This window comes from Chryseobacterium oranimense, from assembly GCF_900129755.1.
GTDB classification, from domain to species: Bacteria; Bacteroidota; Bacteroidia; order Flavobacteriales; family Weeksellaceae; genus Chryseobacterium; species Chryseobacterium oranimense.
Map to the genome: position 1 here is coordinate 482844 of NZ_FQWT01000003.1, position 19858 is coordinate 502701.

Genomic DNA, 19858 nt, shown 5'->3' on the forward strand with positions numbered 1-19858 from the left:
CACTTAAAAATCAGTAAAATGAAAAATAGCATCATCATATTATCTGTTCTCTTTTTTGGCTGTTTTGCCTTTTCGGTAAATGCACAGAGTATCAACAAAAAAGAAAAAGCCGTTCACATTGTATTATTCAAGTTCAAAGAAGGAACAACCTCCGAACAGATACAAAGCCTTAAAAAGGAGATACTGAAACAAAAAAGCATTTTTCCCGGGATTCTGGAAATTTCATTTGGCAAAGACTTCACATCCAGATCAAAGGGTTTTGGCTATGCCGAAGTAGCAGTTTTCAAAAACAGGAATTCACTGGAATCCTTCAACAAGTCCGACTATCATCAGCAACTGATTGCTACTCACATCCGGCCGATTCTTGATGATATTCTGGTACTGGATTACGAAAATAAAAATGATAAAAACTGAAAAAATTAAACAGATGAAAACAATTGTTGTAGCCTTTATGGGCCTGGTAATGCTATTTTCAAAGCCTGCCTATGCACAAACAAAAGCATTTAATAGTGAAAGATTGGAAAAAATAGATGCTGTAATTAATAAGCATATCGCAGCTTCTCATATTTCCGGTGCAACTGCCCTCATTCTTAAAAACGGGGAAATTGTATATAACAAGGCATTCGGTTATGCAGATTTGGAAGCAAAGAAGACAATGCAGACTGACGATATTTTTAGAATCGCATCACAATCAAAAGCCATTACAAGTCTTGCTGTGATGATGCTTTGGGAAAATGGTAAATTCTTATTAGACGAACCGGTTTCAAAATATATTCCTGCATTCAAAAACCCGAAGGTTTTGATCAGCTATAATCCTAAAGATGGAAGTTATGTAACCCAACCGGCTACCCGGGAAATTACCATCCGTGACCTATTAAGACATACTTCGGGTATTGCTTATCCGGCTGTTTTCAGCGACCCTACCATGTGGAGCATTTATGAAAAAGCCGGTGTCCCATCCGGTATAGGCACTACAAATTCAAATCTCAAAGAAAAAATGGAGTTATTGGCAACACTGCCTTTACAACACAATCCGGGAGAGCGGTTCACATACGGACTGAATATAGATTTGCTCGGATATCTTATTGAAATATGGAGTGGAGAAAATCTAGATAAATATCTTAAGGAAAATATACTGACACCACTAGAAATGAATGATACTTATTTTCACCTTCCCGAAAACAAGAAACACCGGCTAGTCGGTCTGTACGAAGTAACTCCCGAAAATAAACTTATAAAAGTGAAGCATCCGATATATGAAGGGGTAAATGCTGATTTTCCCAAAATGGAGGGCAGTTATCTATCTGGAGGAGCCGGATTGAGTTCTACCACAAGCGATATGGCAAAATTCTATTCTCTCTATCTTAACAAAGGAGTTTATAAAGGCAAAAGATTAATTAGCAGAAAAACCGTAGAGTTAATGCTTACCAATCAATTGGGTGATGACGTTCTCATTTCTCCATTGCCTCCACAGCCGGAAAACTTTCAGTTCACTTTAGGCGGCTTTTCAATAGTTACCGAAAAGAATGATTACTTATCGCCTCAGAGTATTGGAACCTTTGGTTGGGGCGGTGCGTTCAATACTCACGGTTGGGCAGATCCTAAGGAAGGTATAATTGCCCTTCTTTTTACACAGGAATATTTATCTCCGTGGTATTCTATAGGAGAAGAATTTCAGACGGCTGTTTATCAATCCATCACTGATTAACGAGATAACTCTCAATCCATATTAATATAAAAATAATTCATCGAGTCAAGTCAACAGCCATCATTCTGCAGCACTTAAAAAAATTAGTACCGCGATTTTTTGTCATAATAGTTATGATTGTTTTGAGAATTATAAAAGGTTATCCAAAAAACCTGCAATTTTACAAACTGCAGGTTTTAATAGCTCTTTTTGAAGTACAAATGTAACTGTATAAACCCATCGTAAAAACAGCATAAAATATAAGGTTTGTAGATCCTGGGTAGTTTAATACAACTCCCAAACCAAGGCTTAACATAACAAAGGTACACACTGATATAAATATTGACCAGTCAAGAAATTGAGTTGGGATATTCAACAAGAATTCTTTTTTAATCAAGCTCAGAATTAAAAGAATAGGTACAGATATTTCCAAAATACCCAGGAAATAGATAAAGGGTTCAATACCGCCTGGTATCTTTGATAAAAACGAATTACTGAATAATTTGATATATCCTCCCATAACTTCGGTCGAATTAACAATCTTCTGCCAACCCGGAAAACCCATCGTATAGAATATCGTGAAATAAATGGGTAATATTTTGATTCTGGTAAATATTTTATGATTCAAATTGTTATCATTTTGCTCTATATACCACAGACAAAAATAAAGTACTCCTACATAAAAATACATTGTTGCCGAGGCTCCATGATTCGACAATAGACGAACCATAAACCCATAAAGCACAACAGAGAGAATACTAAAAAAAATTCCCCACTTAAAGAATTTTGCATTTTTATCTGCCAAAAATTCCCGCTCGATTAGGGCAATAGCTAAAAAAACAGATGCTATTAATTGTAAAACTGCTGTAAGATATAAAAGGATTGTATAATAAGAAGGATATTGATCAACATTCGTACGGTTATAATAATTTAGATATTCCAAATGCGTAGTATCCCCTCCGGTTAGTAACGTCCACCCGTTAATTAACATTGTGAAAATCAATCCGACTCCTACAGGTATAATTATGAGGGATTTTAAGCTCAAACTATTCATATTTACATTTTTAATATTATGGTCCAAAATAACAAAATAAGTTCCCGACAATAATTATATAAAAACGTATATAAATGATAAAAACGCGAAATATTACAATTTTCTTTTAAATTCAGTTGGCGTTAACCCTGACTTGAGTTTGAAAAATTTGTTGAAGTTTGTAGTCTCTTGAAACCCTAAGTCGTACGCAATTTGTTTTACCGACAATTCATCATATGCTAACATACGTTTAGCCTCCAGCAGAATTCTGTCATTTATTATTTCTTTAGGTGTTTTGTTGAAGGTAGAGGATGTAGCCAATTGTAAACTTCTGAGACTAACATTGAGCAATTTGGTATAAAACCCCGTATTCTTATAATTTTTAAATTTTATATTTACTTCTTGTTTGAACCTGAAGGACAACAAGTCTGGGGTTGATATTTTTCTTTTTATACCCGTTTGATCATCTACCTCCCTTTCAGACAGCAGCAATAAACGATACAGGAGATTGTGTAAAATATCACCTTTTTTATTGTCAGATTTATACTTTAATTCCTCAAGTACTTCAGAAAACAACTCATTAAGCTTATTGAAATTATTGTTTATTTTAAAGTATGACTGGCTAAAATTATTGTTAAAAAGCAAAGTCGATTGCAGGAATTTCCTATCAAAATCTGTTCTGCAAAAAAACTCTTCTGTAAAAATAAGTGCCTTCCCATCATATGTTTCATTTGGGTCAAATGCGTGTACCTGTCCCTTTGAAATAAACAAAATGTGACTGGGTGATACTTCTATGGGCTCAAAATCAACAGTATGTATTCCTACTCCATCCGTAAATAGATAGATCTGAAAAAAATCGGTCCGGTGCGGTTGGAAAAGTTTGTGTGGCTTTCTACTCAACCTTTCCTTTATAGTGGTTGTATTTATTTCTTGTATTTTGTTTACAGTAAATAAAAATGGATATGTTATCAACTTTGATGACAATAGGAAATAAAAAATTAATTAATAACCTCAAATCTACTAATTTATATTTATCCTGATTATTACTCTGAAAACAACTGAATGTGAAACATAATTATAAATCGCTTTTCGGGAAACAATTGGAAAGCTGAAACTGCCAATTTTAAAAGAATATCTTTAGAGAAGTATACTTGCCATAACAATCAATCCCCTTCTCACACTACCAAATGGAAACAAAAAACCTGCAATTTTTACAAATTGCAGGTTTTAATAGCTTTTGAAGCATTTTTTGAGTTTTACTCTTACTTTTCTGCGGAGAGTGAGGGATTCGAACCCCCGGACCTGTTACAGTCAACAGTTTTCAAGACTGCCGCAATCGACCACTCTGCCAACTCTCCTGAATAACGGCTGTACCGTCGTTTTCAGTGGTGCAAATATATAACGTTTTTTGAAACTGGCCAAATATTTTTTTAACTCTTTTGTAAAAAATAGAAATACACAATTAAATAATGTCAACACTGTAATTTAAGGAGCTGTTATCCATCCTGTTTTTATTCTCCACATCGTATAATCTGCATCTTTGTTATCCAATTCATTAATAGTTTCAATGCCTGGGATTTGTTCTATTTCTTCCTGTGAAAAAGATTGTAAATTAACCTTCAGGCGTTCTTCATTCAGGTGATTTTTATCTTCTACAGGATAAGGTATTCCTTCCGCGGTCAGCTGTGTTCCGTACTTTTGAGGTTGGCTTTGAAATACCCGGATTCTGTCATACAGATAAGCTATATTCAGGGGATTGATATCGTTTTTGTTTTCAATCATCATCTTATAACAGCTTTTCATAAATTCAGGCTCACCGATAGAATGCTGAATAATCAGCCATGCTGCATCACTGCCCTTCTCTCCTACTTTTAAAATTGTGGGATAGCCTATTTCTTTAATGATGTTTCGCAGTCTTTCCGCATTTTGCCTGTGGACCAGCTCCATTTCCGGATGATAACTATTGGCAAGCTTGCCTTCAGAATTCAGTTTTTCTCTCACCGACAGATCTTTTTCGGCCAGATTCATCAGTTCTTTTGCAAATGCTTCATTCATTATTATCATGGTAATGATGTATTTAAAATAAATATAAACCTGATTTCTAAAAACAGAATCTAAAAGTTTAAAATTAGGAATTCTCCGGCAATTAGGATCACAATTCTTATTCTATCACGGATCTGCTGTTCATAAATCCTTAAAACAATCGTAATCTACATTTCAAGCGATTCCCCAAACAGACGTTTAATTTTGCGTCTGCTTAATATACTGTCATACCATGAAGAAAATCTTTACGTCTGTTTTATTTTGTGCATCCATCTTTTTCTATGCACAGACCGGAACGGTTTCCGGAAATATCAATGATGACTCCAAATTATCGCTGCCGGGTGCGAAAATCTCCCTGACACCGGGAAACATCTACACGACTTCGGATGATCACGGAAACTTTGTTTTCCTGAATGTACCTCCTGGAAATTATACCATGACCGTCAATTATCTTGGTTACGGTATCAGTGAGTACCAGGTAACTGTAGAAGCTGAGAAGAATACGAAACAAAATATTATTTTCAACAGAAAGGAAACAGTGATTGCGGAAGTGGTGGTAAGCGGATCTACCCTGAAAAACCAGGCCAGAGCGCTGAACAAACAAAAAAGCAATGCCAATATTACAAATGTGATCTCTTCCGACCAGATCGGGCGCTTTCCCGACGCCAATATTGGTGATGCCCTGAAACGTGTTCCCGGGATTGCCATACAAAATGACCAGGGAGAAGCAAGAAACCTGATCATCAGAGGTCTTGCTCCCAACTTAAATTCCGTGACCCTGAACGGTGACAGGATTCCGTCTGCCGAAGGTGACAACCGTAATGTTCAGATGGACCTTATTCCCTCTGATATGATCTCTACCATAGAAGTTAATAAAACACTGACTCCTGATATGGATGCTGATGCCATCGGAGGTTCTGTTAACCTGATCACAAGGGCTTCACCCAACGGGCAGAGGATTTCCGCCACTCTCGCAGGAGGCTACAACCCGATCCGTGAAAAAGGAAATTACACCGCAGGATTTGTTTATGGGAACCGTTTTTTAAACAAAAAATTAGGAGCTGTTTTCAGTTTTTCTTACAACAACAATAATTTCGGGTCCGATAATATTGAGCCTACGTGGAGCCTTGCCAAAGATGCTGCGCAAACGGCTTACGTCAGCAAAATGGGAATCCGTTATTACGATGAGCACCGCATCAGGCATAGTTTTGACCTGAATATGGATTATGAATTCAATTCAAAAAACAAAATTTATGCATCGGCGATGTATAATTTCAGGACTGATAAGGAAAACAGGTTTGCCCTGGGCTATAAAATAAAACCGGTTTATAATGATGACGAAACGGAGATCACAGGCTGGAAAGGCAGCATCACAAGACAGAATAAAGGCGGAGATTCCGATAACGACAATACCCGTCTTGAAAGACAGAAAATACAGAATTATGCTTTAAGAGGGGAACATCTCTTAGGCTCCAAGGTTGACCTCGACTGGTCCATGAACTATGCTACTGCCAGCGAAAAGAAACCGCATGAACGGCATATAGAGTTTGAAAACGGAAAGATGAATTTCTCTTCGGACCTGAGTGATCCGCGCAGGCCCATGATCACTACCCTTTCTACAGATAATCCGGGAGTTTATGAGCTAAGTGATCTTTCGGATTCCAACAGCTTTACCCAGGAAAAAGAATTCGGGGCAAAGGTAAATGTACGTTTCCCTTTTTCTGTTATTGACGATCAGAAAGGCAGGCTTCGGGCAGGTTTGCGTCTTCGTGTAAAAGAAAAGGAACGGGACAATGATTATTATGCTTTTGAATCGTTGAATGATATGGGAAGTCTCCTGTCGGTTCCTACGGTATATTTTGACGGTCAGAATTTTCAGCCGGGAAATTATGTTCCGGGAACTTTTGCAGATCCCTCCTATCTGGGCGGTCTTGACCTGTTTAATCCTAATTTATTTAAAGGTGAGCTGAAACCGGAAGAATTCCTGTCGGGTAATTATACTGCAAAGGAGAATATCTATGCCGGATACATCAGATGGGATCAGGATTTCAACGATAAACTTTCGATGATCATCGGGGCCCGTATTGAAACTACAAAAATTGATTATACGGGAAATTATGTACTGGATGAAGAAGATCTGGCAGGGAAAATCAACCGTACCAATACCTATACGAATATTCTTCCGAATGTATCTTTTAAATATGTTCCTGTCCAGGATCTTATCCTGCGTGCAGCATTTACCACTGCTTTAGCCCGTCCGAATTATTACTCGCTGGTTCCTTATCTTAATGTGATTTCCGGCGATGAAACCATTGCCGCGGGAAATCCTGATTTGAAAGCTACGTATGCTTATAATTTCGATTTTATGGCAGAGAAGTACTTTAAATCTGTAGGAATCCTGTCGGGAGGTGTTTTTTATAAGAATCTTAAAGACTTTATTTATACCTATTCAAGAAGGAATTATACATCAGGGGATTTTGCGAATGATTTTGCGGGACAAACCAACCCTATTCCCCCGGGAGAAAGCAACTGGGGCTTTACACAGCAGCGTAACGGTGACAATGTGGATATTTATGGTTTTGAGGTTGCCCTTCAGCGCCAGCTAGATTTTATTCCGGGAGCATTCTGGAAAGGGCTTGGAGTGTATATCAACTATACTTACACCCAATCTAAAGCAAAAGGCATTACGAATGAAGATGGTGTGGAGAGAACGGATGTCGGACTTCCCGGAGCCGCCCCTCATATGTTCAACGGATCGCTTTCATGGGAAAACAAACGTTTTTCGGCAAGGGTTTCTATGAACTATGCTTCTCATTATATCGATGAATTGGGCGGGAATTCATTTGAAGACCGTTATTATGACAAGCAGGTTTTCCTGGATGCCAATGCTTCCTATAAGATCACCAGCCAGCTGAGAATTTTTGCAGAGGCCAATAATCTTACGAACCAGCCGTTACGGTATTACCAGGGAATCCAGAGCCGCACCGCACAGGTGGAATATTATAAGCCGAGATTCACTTTAGGATTGAAATTTGATTTTTAAACGTATGAAAAAGTTACCAATTATTATAGCAGTTTCAGTTGTCCCTTTTGTGGTAAGCTGCACTGCACGACATTCAGGTATAAAACCCACTGTCATCACAGAAACAGTGGTACACGATACGGATGATCCGGCAATCTGGATCAATCCCGAAAATGCTTCGAAAAGTATCGTTATAGGAACCGATAAGGACACTGACGGCGGATTGTATGCCTTCGACCTGAGCGGAAAAATCATCAACAAGGTTTCAGGATTAAAGCGCCCGAACAATGTAGATATTGAGTATGGCTTTATGCTGAACGGAAAAAAGACGGACATTGCTGCCGTTACGGAAAGGGAGACCAATACAGTGAAGCTTTACAGCCTCCCCGATCTGAAGGAAGTGGGTGAATTCACAGTTTTTGACGGTGAAACGGAACGCGCTCCGATGGGAATTTCGATGTACAAAAATCCGGCAACGGGAGAAATCGATATTATTGTAGGAAGAAAATCCGGGCCGGCCGACGGCTATCTGTGGCAGTATAAGCTTTCTGAGAAGGATGGGAAAATCACCGGTGAAGTAATCCGTAAATTCGGCAAATACAGCGGCCTGAAAGAAATCGAAAGTATTGCCGTGGATGATGAACTGGGCTACATCTACTATTCTGACGAGCAGTTCGGGGTACATCAATATCATGCAGATCCGGCGAAAGGAAATGGGGAGCTACTGGTGTTTGGAAAAGGCGATTTTAAGTCTGATCTGGAAGGAATTTCTATTTATCCTACCTCAGCACAAACAGGCTATATCCTGGTTTCGAACCAGCAAAAAGATACTTTCAATGTATATCTGCGGGAAGATCCTGCGAAAGGAAGGATTGCCGAGATCCCGGTTTCTACAAGTGAAAGTGACGGCTCAGAGGTTACCAACATCAATCTTGGACCACAGTTTCCAAAGGGTATGCTGGTTGCGATGAGCAATGGCCGGGTTTTTCATTTTTATGACTGGTGGGTTGTTGAAGAAAGGATAAAAGCGGCGCAGGAGGCTGGAAAGTAGAGGGATTTTGTTTCAATTTTATTATCGTTTAAAGGATAACCGTTTTGGTTATCCTTTTTTTGAGGGTTTTTAAATATTTTCAATAAGTTAATTATTGAAATATCAAATCATGACGTTGGAGTATGATTAACTAAATTTCATTTTTTGGCAATGTGAAATCGAAAAAAATTTCTGAATAATCTACATCAAAAACAAATAGTCTACTAATACTATCATTTCTCACAACAACAAACTTTACATATTCAACAGCTTTCTCCTTAAGCAATAGAAGATTAATTAAAACTTTAGATGTTAATTCTTTTATTTTTTCATCTTTAGCCATTTTATTTCTTCCTTTATACAAGGTAATTAAATCATCGAGTATTAATGGGTAATTTGAGTGTGAAATCTCAAAATCCTTTAATTTTGGATCATATTCTTTTACAGTATTGTAAATCAGATCATTCATTTATATTAAATTAATTTATTGAATTTATCTTCATCAATTTCACTTTCTAAATATCCAATAACCTTCTCCCAATCTTCACTTAAATAATACATCCCGAAATAATTTTTACCATAAATATTTGCTCCTTTTAATAATATTCCTGTATAATCTTCTAATCCAATAAGCAATAAACTCATTTGTTCAGCAAGCTTAAAATTTTCTTGGCGAGTAGCGATACCTTTTCTTATTTTATATATTCCGATTAAATTTTCTCTTTCAAATCTACCATTACTCAGCCTCATTTGATAATCATTAATTTCTTCAGAGAGATTAACTGTTTTTTTTATTAAATTGAATATTTCTTCTTTTGTTTTCATTGATTAAGGTTTTACATATTGTACATTACCTATTACCAAAAAAGTATAGCAACTCCATTATCTAATTATCATAAAATATCATTCCCAGAATGATACTATAATCTTCACTGCTAAAAATAGAACAACTTTTTTCCTCTCCATCAATAACAGACAATCTTACATTTTCCAAATCTGAATTCTCTAATCGTTCAACAACTTCCCTATGTCCTTCATAAGAATCGCTTAAATGGATACTTGAATCCAATCTGTCATTGTAAATATCAAATAAATGTTGTCTTGTTTCAGAAAATGCAGAGTTAAAAATATCTTTCTGGTCTTTAATTTTTTTAACATAATCAATAACTTGATCTAAATGATTTCTTATTTCATAAAGATCATTTATAATTAGACCATTCATAACTAAGTTCATAATTATATTTTATCTGGGACATAATGTTCATGTACAAGAGAACTTCATAGTCTCACCGCTACCACTGTTACTCACGATCATACTTCTATAAACCATTCCCTTCTGTAAAATCTCTTTTCAATTTATTTTTAAAATCTTCAAAATTAGAATGAAAAAAATATGGCGGCGGTGTAGAAAAACGAAATATCAATTCATCCATAAAAAAAGCTACTCGTTCCCAACAATTATCTGCATAATCATCATAATTATATCTATGATGAATGCTCTTGCTAAAGTCGACAAAATCTTCTTCTGTCAAGTGATATTTATTTTTGTACAAATTTATATATTCGAATATTGAAAAGAAGAAATCTTTATATTGATCTATAGTTAGCCTAGAGAGATTTTCTGGATTAAATTCAAGATATAATTTTTCTAAAATTTCTCTTCTTTCTTTCATATAACTTCTTTACAATTTTTTATAAGCCATTACCTTTCGTGACATGTCTTTTCATTTTATTTTTGAAATCCTCGAAGTTAGAATCCCAAAAAAATAGTGGGTGATAGGTATATAAAATCGCTAATTCATCCATAAAAAATCTTACTCTTTCGCCACAATTATCTTCAAAACCATCATCTTCATAATTATATACAAAATCATTTGCAAATTCCCTAAAGTCTAAGGATGTTAAAAGATATTTGTCTTTGTATAAATTTATATACTCAAACATTGAAATAATAAAGTCTCTATATTCATCCAGGGTCATGTTGGAAATATTTTCTGGTCTTAGTTCAATTTCTAATTTTTCTTGAATCTGTTTTATAATTGCGTTTCTTTCTTCCATATAATTTATTTTACAGGTTCCAAGCTGGGGTAGTGGTTTGAATTAATGCTCTAAATATTGCTACATTTATAGGAATTGCAGGTCGTATTTGTCCATAATTCGGAACATTACTGTACTAACCATAAGCTATTAAATACCTCGCTGATGTTTTAAAAGTATTCCGTTTCCTCTTTATTCCCGAAAAATAATTATTTCATAAAGCCTGCTTTTTTCAATAAAAAGGATAACCAAAACGATTATCCTTTTTTGATGCTTGTTATTCAAATGATGTTCCGTAATGTCCATGACCATTCAATCCTAACATATCTTGAAACGTTATTCATTTTTCCAATAACACAGTATGTTTGATATATTTTCGTCAATTAAACATAATTCTTGAAAATTAATATAATCCATAATAACAAGGAAAACTTTATCCCCTGGATAATCCATAAGAGATTTAATCAATTTTAGATATAGTTCTTTTGTTAAAATACTTTTTGTTATTTTTAATCTTATTTCATATAATGAAATAATCCTATTTTTATCTAATAAACTTGATATTTCTAGAGAAGGCTTTGTACAAGTTTCGCCTATTATCTTTTCTTGTTTTAAAAGAATATTTATTTGATTCTCTATAATTGTACTCATTATTATTTATATTATTTAGGTTTGATAGGTGTTACGCTCGCACCAACCACAATTCCCGGCACTAAAAACTCATATTCATCTGCATAATATTCCTTTGCCATAAATGATGTATTTGGAATAGCTTGTCCTAAGGTAAACGTTTTTGTTAATAACACTCCTCCAACATTATTTCTACCTAGTGCAAATTTAGTAGCGACATCTTTCATTGGCGTCCATGATGTCCATATACTATTATTATCTCCTCCTGCATGAAGTCCCATATTTGAATGAAAGGCACCAGTAAATGATAACCTAAATCCATTAGGAGTTGCTATTCCTAAAAGTGCTTCTTCATATGCAATACCTCCATTTAAAGATACCCCTCTATATAGTGTTATATTTCCTTTTGGTTTACTGTCTACGTCTGTAGCAGGTATATCAACCCCCTTTGAATTAGCCGCAAATTGAGTATCCCCATTAAGCATTAATGGCAAGCCCCAAAGACTACGAGTTGCTAAAGTACCTACAGCACTATAAAATGCCTGCGCATTTATCTCAATAATCTCCCCAATCTGAACAATTCTACTAACTCTACTAATTTCTGCTCCAGAAGCAAGAGTTGTAATACCAGCACCTTTGTCACCTCCAAACAGTCCCTTTAAAAAGTCCCAAAAATTATTTTTTGCAGGACCCGGACTTGCTGCTGTAGCCATAATATTAGCAAATTCCCGGGTTTGTCCGAAAGTTTTTGGTCCCCCAACACTTCCACTATGATTGGCTGTTAGAAACTTATCTCTATCCCCAATTGGATCTCCCCCAAACCAGCCTGAATTAGCATTCTGCATAAAGGTATCCCCCATAAAAGGAGTCATGGCTCTTCTTCCATCCGGATCTATAAAGCTTACAGGGTTGTTTAATGCATAATTATATGGAGAAAATCTTCTGCTTGTTTCTGCCAATGGATCAACTACTCCCCATCTTACGATATCACTCATATACATTCTTACACCATAATCGCTCCAGCCGGTTTATTTTATCCGTAACTGTTAATACATTAGGAATAATCTTTTATTTAACTTAAAACAAGTAAGAGCAGGATAACCCGCTCTTCCTTGTTTAAAAATATGTTCATAATTTAAAATCCTATAAGTTTTTCCAAGTAATAAACTTCCAAATAACAAATACTAATATGGTAATACATTATCACAAATAATAGGAGCCTGCATATATTCTGCAGCTAATTTATCCTTTAAATATTTTTCATGACCTTTGGCAACGCCAAGTCCTAAATATATGGAATTGTTATTAATAAGAATCATTCCCTTAGGATTTTGAAGATTGTTTTTGTTGGTAAAATAAAATTCATAATCTCTATTTGGTCTAGCTAAAACAAAAGAAAGCATTTCAAAATAATCATCAGTTTCAAATTCTATTTCTCCAAAATATTGAGGATATCTAAAATATTCTTCTTTAGGCTTAAATCCTATTAAACTATTTTTCATAAAATCAAATATGATTTCTTTTTCAACTTTATTTACATGTATATATAAATCAATTAACTTAATTTCATCAATTATAGAAAAATTTTTAACAACACATAATGTACGATCACTTAATTTAGATAAAATAAAATCCATTATTTTGATATAATGCTTAATGGAACTAAAAGATAGCCCTGCCGTAAAAATTACTAAATTCTTATGTGTTTTTAATAGATAAAAAGTATAAACTATAAAACTTTCTATAGCCTCACCCGAATTTAAGTGATCATCTTTAAAACCTATAATATTTTCAATTTCAAGTTTAAGCTGATTTTTGCCTTTAAGATTACCATAATTATCATAAATTTTAATTGCACTTTTAATAGGAAAATTTACAATAGTAAAATCTTTATTATTGATTAAATATTCATAATCACTATCTATATACGTTATTATTAGGCTCATATTAATTATTATTTAGTAAGAAAATTTCTAATTGGGATACCATATTCCTTTGCATTTACATTTCTTGTAAAATTTCCACTAAGAATTGTTTTTATATATCTTACATTTCCTGTCTCTATTGCATACCTAATTGCTGCATTCATACTATGGTTTCCTTCTGTTAAAATTATTTTACCATCAGTTGTTATAAATCCAGCTCCCTGTTTATTAAATTTTCCAGCTTTCATTAGTTTGTAAGAAGCTTCAATTATTGCTTCAGAATTTTTGGATAATGATTTTTGCCCACTGTAAATTCCTGCTTTCTTAGCAAAATTGGCTATTTTATTTTCCATAGAAATTGCAGCTCCACCGTATGCTCCAACTAATCCAGTTCCTAAACCTGAACCAACTAATCCATGTTCTGCTCCCCATTTAATACCTCCACCAACATTAAGACGCATGTAATCTGTCATTTGTCCTCTAAGATCATCCATCCTTGCTTTGCCAGCGGCATCAAGAACGAATGCATTTCTTGTATGTGTATCAAGCCATCCAGATAAGGGGCCTCTGATATTTTCTTGCACCCAGTTTGCTGTTCTTTCACTCAATTTTAGTTTACTTCCTGGTGGGTCTTCTCCAAATTGACCAAAGTCAAAGCCTCCAAAATAATCTGGGCCATTAGCATAGGCCATAAGATTTTTATACTCCTCTGTTTCACCATAAGTCTCCGCCTCTGTAACAAATCCACTACCACCAGCACTACCTCCTCTTCCTTCTCCGGTACTTTCTCCAATCCAGCTTTCTGCTGAACCTGAAGTAGCACTTCCACCACCTGCATAATACCACCACAGAGAACCTCCAGGTGCACCACCTTCACCAGCACCAATTGGCGTCATGGCTCTTCTTCCATCCGGATCTATAAAGCTTACAGGATTATTTAAAGCATAATTATATGGAGAAAATCTTCTACTTGCTTCTGCCAATGGATCAACTACTCCCCATCTTGCAATATCAGACATATACATTCTTGCTCCATAATCGCTCCAGCCGGTTTCCTGTTGAAGTTCCTTACCATTATATTGGTATTTATAAGCCGGATTTCCTGCCAAAGCATTGTAACCTTCATGCTTCATCCCGAAAGGATAAAAATTGTTTTCCTCAATGATCTCTGGTCCTGAACCGTTTTGGGTGTAGCTTAAACGCACATTGCCTAAATGGTCTGTATAGCTGTAAATATACTTATTATTTTCAAAGTTATAATAGCCTTCAGCCGTAGGAACAAATTTTAAAGTGAAAGGGGCTGATGCAGTCTGGGATTCATACTGAAAACCGTCAAGATAATCTGTAGAAATGGAGACCTCACCTACGAACAAATCCCCTCCGTATTTATATACTTTACGCAATTTCGTACCATCTGCTTTAAAAGTATAATTTGTAGTGACATTACGGTTGGTCAGGCTTCCTGTTACTAAATTTCGGACCCGATAGGTCTGGTTAAAAGTTATTTTGGCAGGAAGGTTATGAAAGTTGTAATCAATCTGCAAAACGCCTTTGTCCGTATGATTCTTCATATTCCCGTTATCGTCATAGGAAATGGTATTCCCTGAGGTATCAGGATATCCGCTGTAATTGGTTGAGCTGTCGGTAACGGAATTGAGCCTGTTGCCCGTATAAGCATAAGCGAGATTGTCTATCTGTGAAGCTGTTCCGGAAACTCCTTTCGTATTTCTCTGAAGGGACATAATATTGGAGTTCATGTCGTACGTTACCGTCTCATTGTAAAAATCGTTTTGGGGAACAGAAGAGCCTGGCTCGGAATACGCTCCTTTTTTCAGCCTGTTCAGCCCGTCATACTGATAGGTATATCTTCGGAGCACATTGTCGTTGGCCGTTCTCCAGTCTACCTCGGAAATGGTCCCGTTGAACTTTGCTGCGGTATTTGCCGGATTATTGTACTTGAGTTCATAGCCAAACAGTTTCCCGTTCAGGTTCGCAGGATCATTCACCTTTGTGAGTGCACCTCTGACGTCGTAGACATAATCAATGCTTTGCAGATTGTTCCCTACCTTTTTATTGGAAAGCCTGGATAACTCGTTATAGGTATTCTCCGTCAATAATTCCTGGGGCTGGCTGTCCACCTGGTGGTAATGTTTCTTCAGGCGGTTCTGTGCATCGTATTCGAAAGTCTGGGTAATGACTTTTTCGGTATCGGTAGTAAGCCTTTTATGGTACACCTTGGATAGCTGGGTTACTCCTGCGAAGTCCAGCAAAGATTCCGTTTTGGTGTATCCTCCCAGATGATTGATGGAGTAAGTTCCCACAGCCCTGGATTTTTCATCGTACCAGATGTAGTTTTTTGTCCAATTGTCGTCTTCTATGTTTTTTGTAAGAGACAACACAGGGAGATTTTTTGTATTTACATTCGCATTTTGATTGTCAGTAATAACATTTTGCCCCAATATTGTTGCAGGAAAAGAAGGGTTAAAACTGTATTGAGGATAGGTATCATAGTAATTTACAGTCAATACGTTATCAAGATGTTCCGGGATGGCGTCGTTGGTATAGTAAATATCCATTCCGCTTAAGCTGAACGACGGACTTGATGTTCTTGTTGCGTTATTTGCTGCATTGGCAACACCAGCTGTATTCATATAATACTGGAGCTGTCCTCTATTGGCATAATCAGTAGCTATACCCGTATATGCTATTCTTCCAAACTGATCATAGCGGGTATAAGTCCATTTATTATTCGGCTTTTGATTGGCATCCTGTGTGGCTATTAATCGGTCCTGTCTGTCGTACACCATATACTCCCAGCCTTTGCCTGGAAGCTTCTTTTCCACAAGCCTTCCCAGACCGTCATAACGGTACTGGTAGCACAGATTATCCAAAGCGGTCTGGTTTACAGCAGCCACGGCAGCCATTGGCGGAATAACAATTACCTGCTGACCGAATTCATTATAAACATAATAAGTATCCACATTCTGTGTCCCGTCATTTTTTCTTACTAAAACGGTATTTCCGTCAGAGGTTTTAAATTCTGTGGTGATGTTCCCGTCTGCATCTGTTACGCTGTTTTTCGTCAGTTGGTTGGCAGCATAAGTCCCGTTTTCAGAAAGTGCGGATAAGGTAGCATTATCCTGCCAGGATGTGGAAACCGTATATTTCTTCACTTCTCCTGCTGTATTTGCAGCATAGGAGATACTTGAAGGATGGGCCGTAAAGTCATTTCCGGGCGGAGTCACTTTCTTTATTCTTCCCAGCGGAGAGTTTTCCAGCTCTTTTTCTGAATAGATTTTCTCGTTTCCGAAAATATTCACCGCATTACTCAAAGGATCTGCATAGATCGCCCCGTTTTGGGTACCGTTCTGCGGAACAGGCAGGTATTCTTTAGTCACTCTCCCAAATTCATCATACTGGATATGGGCGACAATATCTTTTCCGGAAGGTGTAGCTTTGATATCTACAACCTGTTTTAGCCTTCCGAGGTCATCGAAGTACTGAACCTGTTCGGATTTTTTGGTACAGTTCCCGTCAAGACAGGTTTTGGTATATATATAATTCTCCGAGGTGCTTGCATTGACAGTCTGGGCATTGAAATATGCCGTTGCAGACAACAGGGTGAAGAGTGATATTATTTTTTTCATCGTGATTAGTGTTTATAGTTATACTGGTATTCCTTCAAAGTTTTACCCGTGGCATCCGTAATTTTTATCAGCCTGTTGGCATGATCATACAGATAAGTGGTTTTCATGCCGTTTGAAAAGATACTGTTCGTTATACCGATCAGCGGATCATAGGTATATGTGGTAACGGAATAGTTTTTTAATGCAGGGTCTTTTCTAAGGTTTTCCAGAGCCTGCAGCAAAGAGGATTCAGTAGCAGGGTTAGCTGCATCGGCATTTGAAGCATTAACGGCAGCTGTTACAGTGGCCAGATTCATGACCTGGCTGTACGGCAGACCTTCAATCTTAGCAATAGGCTGTGTTTGATCATATCCCCAGATGGTCGTTACCGGGAAATTGGCTTTATCGGAAATCTGTACAAGGTTGCCTTTCTCATCATATACATCAAGGGTAGCTGTTGTAAACTGTGCCTGGCTCTGCGTATTGTATCCCATAACAGATGATGGGTACAAATTGGAAGCATTATCAAATTTTGTTTCCGATTTATCTACGACAGCCCCGTTTACCTTCACTTCGGTCTGAACCGGTATGGAGATCATATTGGCATTCATCAGTCGGGTATTGTTCGTGTCTGATGCATAGCTTATCTTTTTCTCGGTTACTTTTCCGTCTGAAGCCGTTTCTTTGATTAAATAAGGCTGGAAATTACCTGCATTGGAAAAGGTTTCTGTTATATTCTGTAAGCTGCTTCCGTTATCAAAATACGTTTTGGATGTGGTCTTGGAAGATTTCATCCATGAAGCTTTGGATTTATATCCGGAACATAATGAGTATTCAGGTACATTATTGATTTCCTCAAAAACATATTCCATGTTCTCATCAGATACTAACTGGTTCTGCTGATTGAAAGTTTCCTTTTTACTGAGCACACCGGATGAAACTATATTGTAATACTGCTTATAAAAGAAATTTCCACTTATTTCATAATCGTCCGGCGTTTTGAAATAATATTTTGCATATCCGATGTTTCCGGACTCTCCACCATAAATTTCCTTAACATTGGTATATAAATTAAAGCTGCTTGCGTAGTCCTCATCATTACATACCTCATTCGTAAATTCTTTCCCACTGGAGTCGTTGGGATTAGAAAATGAATTATAATTATAGGTTACAGATTTTTTCAGACTATTAGCCGATGTATAATATTTAATGTTGGCTATACGCGGAACTTCAGTTGGTATACTATTCTTGTACGGAGCTGAAAGGCTGGCAATGGAATAGGTTTTAATTGAACCATTTCCGTTTCCCGTTATTTTAAAGGTATAATTTCCTGGAGTCAGATTGTAGTATTTTATTCCTTCACAGCTGGTATATCCGTTCATTTCAGCTCCTGCCGAATTTATGAGCTTATAGATTGGTGGGACAACAATATCTCCATGTATGTCATGGATGGTGTAAACTTCTGAAGTCAATTGGGTCACATAAAACTTTTTCGCTTCAGTTACCTGGAATGTATAGTTCCTGTTAATATTGGTATCAAAATCAGCAGTATTGGCAAGGCTTAAAAACTGTATATCCGGCCGTGTTATTTCATTATTACTCAACTGGATACTGCTATTGTCCTGATATGTTTCGCCTGCTTCGAAATTATAGACTACATATCCTCCTTCCGGCAATATCATTTTCTTCAATAATCCTAATGTATAGCTTTTCGGATTCTTTTGATTGCTGTCCGGGCAAAGAAAATTCCCATATTCATCGGGATTGCCTGACGGGCTGTAATTGGTTTCGGAACCGTACTGGTCATATTCAAATGTCCTGTTTTCTACAATCTGTCCGCTTTTGTCAAGTTTTTTTATTCCGGCTAGAATTCTTTTATCCTCGTTATTATTTTTAAAGATACTATAAGCATGAAAACTGGAATAATCCAGGCTATATTGAGCAATAAGGTTGGAAGAAGCATCTGATAATGAAATATTGTTTACCTGATAGGGATCGTCTTTTCCCGAATCTTCCAGAAACTGATTGTAGGTATACCCGATTGTTATTTTACCATACCTAGTAGACATGTTTTGCAGCTTACAGTTCTGGTATAACAACGTAGTAGAAGTTCCTGCATATTTGCTGTTCTTCTGATAGGTAAAATTGGCAACAATATTATTATTTTCATCGGAGATTTTAGTCAGAAAGAATGCAGATTTGTAATTAAAACCTTTATAACTTACATCATATCTTGAAATACTATAGTCTTCAAAAATATATTTGATCCCTTTATCATTTGTTAATGTAAAAGAATTAAGGATGAGTGTCGCATTATTGGAGTCTCTTGTATACTCAATTTTAATATTGTTTCCTGAGATATTATTCAGGCTGAAGGTATTATTTATGGTATCCCGTACAAATTTGAATTTTCCAGATTCCCCGGGAATATCATAGTAATAAATATCATCGAATATATTTCTTTTATAATTGGTGGCGTTTGAATCCGAGAATTCCTCATCTGCTCTGCCATTGATTACTCTTGAAATAACCCCTCCTTTCAATAAAGCCCAACCTAAACCCACTTCACTGCCTGTTTTATTTCCAATGGCGTTATAAGGATGATAGCTTAAAGCCGTTGAAAGTTCCACATTACCATTGCCTGTAGGCAGCGTAAGCAAAGGAATTGAAATATTCGGAATTCCAGTAGACAATGAAACCGGAGTATTTACATAAGAAGAAAATGAAGAAACCGACGGCATAGGCTCAGGGGTATCCCCAAAGTTCCTCTGGGATAAGCCCCAATTAAATATAAATATGAATAATAAAAGTATTTTTTTCATCGT

The 19858-nt window shown here is 36.4% G+C and carries 16 protein-coding genes, 1 tRNA gene and 1 pseudogene; 4 read left to right on the forward strand and 14 right to left on the reverse strand.

Features of this window, described 5'->3' with window-relative positions:
- Window positions 1-18 precede the first annotated feature (18 nt).
- Together BUB03_RS12840 and BUB03_RS12845 are read left to right on the forward strand one after the other, a co-directional pair.
- Window positions 19-414: a Dabb family protein gene (locus tag BUB03_RS12840; protein ID WP_083538913.1), complete on the forward strand. Its 396-nt coding sequence runs from the start codon at window positions 19-21 to the stop codon at window positions 412-414.
- A gap of 13 nt (window positions 415-427) precedes the next feature.
- A complete protein-coding gene (locus BUB03_RS12845; RefSeq protein ID WP_073063812.1) occupies window positions 428-1708 on the forward strand; it encodes a serine hydrolase domain-containing protein in 1281 nt (426 codons plus the stop codon).
- 160 nt (window positions 1709-1868) lie between these two features.
- Here BUB03_RS12845 and BUB03_RS12850 read toward each other — a convergent pair whose 3' ends face one another.
- From BUB03_RS12850 to BUB03_RS12865, 4 genes are all read right to left on the reverse strand, one after another.
- Window positions 1869-2741: a hypothetical protein gene (locus BUB03_RS12850; RefSeq protein WP_073063630.1), complete on the reverse strand. Its 873-nt coding sequence runs from the start codon at window positions 2739-2741 to the stop codon at window positions 1869-1871.
- A 93-nt stretch (window positions 2742-2834) separates the two neighbouring features.
- A complete protein-coding gene (locus BUB03_RS12855) occupies window positions 2835-3620 on the reverse strand; it encodes an AraC family transcriptional regulator (RefSeq protein ID WP_139258845.1) in 786 nt (261 codons plus the stop codon).
- A gap of 373 nt (window positions 3621-3993) precedes the next feature.
- Window positions 3994-4078 (reverse strand) — tRNA-Ser (locus tag BUB03_RS12860).
- Window positions 4079-4205: 127 nt separating this feature from the next.
- Complete coding sequence (locus BUB03_RS12865) at window positions 4206-4775, reverse strand: DUF6624 domain-containing protein (protein ID WP_073063633.1); 570 nt, start codon at window positions 4773-4775, stop codon at window positions 4206-4208.
- A gap of 220 nt (window positions 4776-4995) precedes the next feature.
- On the opposite strand from BUB03_RS12865, the gene BUB03_RS12870 reads away from it, so the two are divergent.
- Complete coding sequence (locus BUB03_RS12870) at window positions 4996-7806, forward strand: TonB-dependent receptor (RefSeq protein WP_083538915.1); 2811 nt, start codon at window positions 4996-4998, stop codon at window positions 7804-7806.
- Window positions 7807-7810: 4 nt separating this feature from the next.
- Window positions 7811-8836: a phytase gene (locus BUB03_RS12875; protein WP_073063636.1), complete on the forward strand. Its 1026-nt coding sequence runs from the start codon at window positions 7811-7813 to the stop codon at window positions 8834-8836.
- A gap of 130 nt (window positions 8837-8966) precedes the next feature.
- Here the strand turns inward: BUB03_RS12875 and BUB03_RS12880 are convergent, their stop codons facing one another.
- The 10 genes and pseudogenes from BUB03_RS12880 to BUB03_RS12925 form a co-directional block, all read right to left on the reverse strand.
- Window positions 8967-9284, reverse strand: a complete 318-nt coding sequence (locus BUB03_RS12880) for a hypothetical protein (protein WP_073063638.1) — start codon at window positions 9282-9284, stop codon at window positions 8967-8969.
- 5 nt (window positions 9285-9289) lie between these two features.
- Window positions 9290-9640, reverse strand: a complete 351-nt coding sequence (locus BUB03_RS12885) for an enoyl-CoA hydratase (RefSeq protein WP_073063641.1) — start codon at window positions 9638-9640, stop codon at window positions 9290-9292.
- A 61-nt stretch (window positions 9641-9701) separates the two neighbouring features.
- Window positions 9702-10049 carry a hypothetical protein gene (locus tag BUB03_RS12890; RefSeq protein ID WP_139258847.1) on the reverse strand — a complete coding sequence of 116 codons (348 nt, stop codon included), beginning with the start codon at window positions 10047-10049 and terminating at the stop codon, window positions 9702-9704.
- A gap of 85 nt (window positions 10050-10134) precedes the next feature.
- Window positions 10135-10488, reverse strand: a complete 354-nt coding sequence (locus BUB03_RS12895) for a hypothetical protein (protein WP_073063647.1) — start codon at window positions 10486-10488, stop codon at window positions 10135-10137.
- Window positions 10489-10507: 19 nt separating this feature from the next.
- Window positions 10508-10873 carry a hypothetical protein gene (locus BUB03_RS12900; protein WP_073063649.1) on the reverse strand — a complete coding sequence of 122 codons (366 nt, stop codon included), beginning with the start codon at window positions 10871-10873 and terminating at the stop codon, window positions 10508-10510.
- 315 nt (window positions 10874-11188) lie between these two features.
- A complete protein-coding gene (locus BUB03_RS12905; protein WP_073063652.1) occupies window positions 11189-11503 on the reverse strand; it encodes a hypothetical protein in 315 nt (104 codons plus the stop codon).
- 11 nt (window positions 11504-11514) lie between these two features.
- Window positions 11515-12498, reverse strand: a pseudogene (locus tag BUB03_RS12910) (RHS repeat-associated core domain-containing protein); the annotation flags it as partial.
- A gap of 168 nt (window positions 12499-12666) precedes the next feature.
- Complete coding sequence (locus BUB03_RS12915) at window positions 12667-13428, reverse strand: hypothetical protein (RefSeq protein WP_073063656.1); 762 nt, start codon at window positions 13426-13428, stop codon at window positions 12667-12669.
- Window positions 13429-13436: 8 nt separating this feature from the next.
- Entirely contained in the window at window positions 13437-17054 is a 3618-nt protein-coding gene (locus tag BUB03_RS12920) for a DUF6443 domain-containing protein (protein WP_073063659.1), read from the reverse strand.
- Between the two features lie 5 nt (window positions 17055-17059).
- Complete coding sequence (locus BUB03_RS12925) at window positions 17060-19855, reverse strand: RHS repeat domain-containing protein (RefSeq protein ID WP_139258849.1); 2796 nt, start codon at window positions 19853-19855, stop codon at window positions 17060-17062.
- Between the last annotated feature and the right edge of the window lie 3 nt (window positions 19856-19858).

Excerpts from the sequence above, each read along its gene's own strand:
- BUB03_RS12840 (WP_083538913.1), top strand. The coding sequence starts at position 19 with ATGAAAAATAGCATCATCATATTATCTGTTCTCTTTTTTGGCTGTTTT.
- BUB03_RS12845 (WP_073063812.1), top strand. The coding sequence starts at position 428 with ATGAAAACAATTGTTGTAGCCTTTATGGGCCTGGTAATGCTATTTTCA.
- BUB03_RS12850 (WP_073063630.1), bottom strand. The coding sequence starts at position 2,741 with ATGAATAGTTTGAGCTTAAAATCCCTCATAATTATACCTGTAGGAGTC.
- BUB03_RS12865 (WP_073063633.1), bottom strand. The coding sequence starts at position 4,775 with ATGAATGAAGCATTTGCAAAAGAACTGATGAATCTGGCCGAAAAAGAT.
- BUB03_RS12870 (WP_083538915.1), top strand. The coding sequence starts at position 4,996 with ATGAAGAAAATCTTTACGTCTGTTTTATTTTGTGCATCCATCTTTTTC.
- BUB03_RS12875 (WP_073063636.1), top strand. The coding sequence starts at position 7,811 with ATGAAAAAGTTACCAATTATTATAGCAGTTTCAGTTGTCCCTTTTGTG.
- BUB03_RS12880 (WP_073063638.1), bottom strand. The coding sequence starts at position 9,284 with ATGAATGATCTGATTTACAATACTGTAAAAGAATATGATCCAAAATTA.
- BUB03_RS12885 (WP_073063641.1), bottom strand. The coding sequence starts at position 9,640 with ATGAAAACAAAAGAAGAAATATTCAATTTAATAAAAAAAACAGTTAAT.
- BUB03_RS12890 (WP_139258847.1), bottom strand. The coding sequence starts at position 10,049 with ATGAACTTAGTTATGAATGGTCTAATTATAAATGATCTTTATGAAATA.
- BUB03_RS12895 (WP_073063647.1), bottom strand. The coding sequence starts at position 10,488 with ATGAAAGAAAGAAGAGAAATTTTAGAAAAATTATATCTTGAATTTAAT.
- BUB03_RS12900 (WP_073063649.1), bottom strand. The coding sequence starts at position 10,873 with ATGGAAGAAAGAAACGCAATTATAAAACAGATTCAAGAAAAATTAGAA.
- BUB03_RS12905 (WP_073063652.1), bottom strand. The coding sequence starts at position 11,503 with ATGAGTACAATTATAGAGAATCAAATAAATATTCTTTTAAAACAAGAA.
- BUB03_RS12915 (WP_073063656.1), bottom strand. The coding sequence starts at position 13,428 with ATGAGCCTAATAATAACGTATATAGATAGTGATTATGAATATTTAATC.
- BUB03_RS12920 (WP_073063659.1), bottom strand. The coding sequence starts at position 17,054 with ATGAAAAAAATAATATCACTCTTCACCCTGTTGTCTGCAACGGCATAT.
- BUB03_RS12925 (WP_139258849.1), bottom strand. The coding sequence starts at position 19,855 with ATGAAAAAAATACTTTTATTATTCATATTTATATTTAATTGGGGCTTA.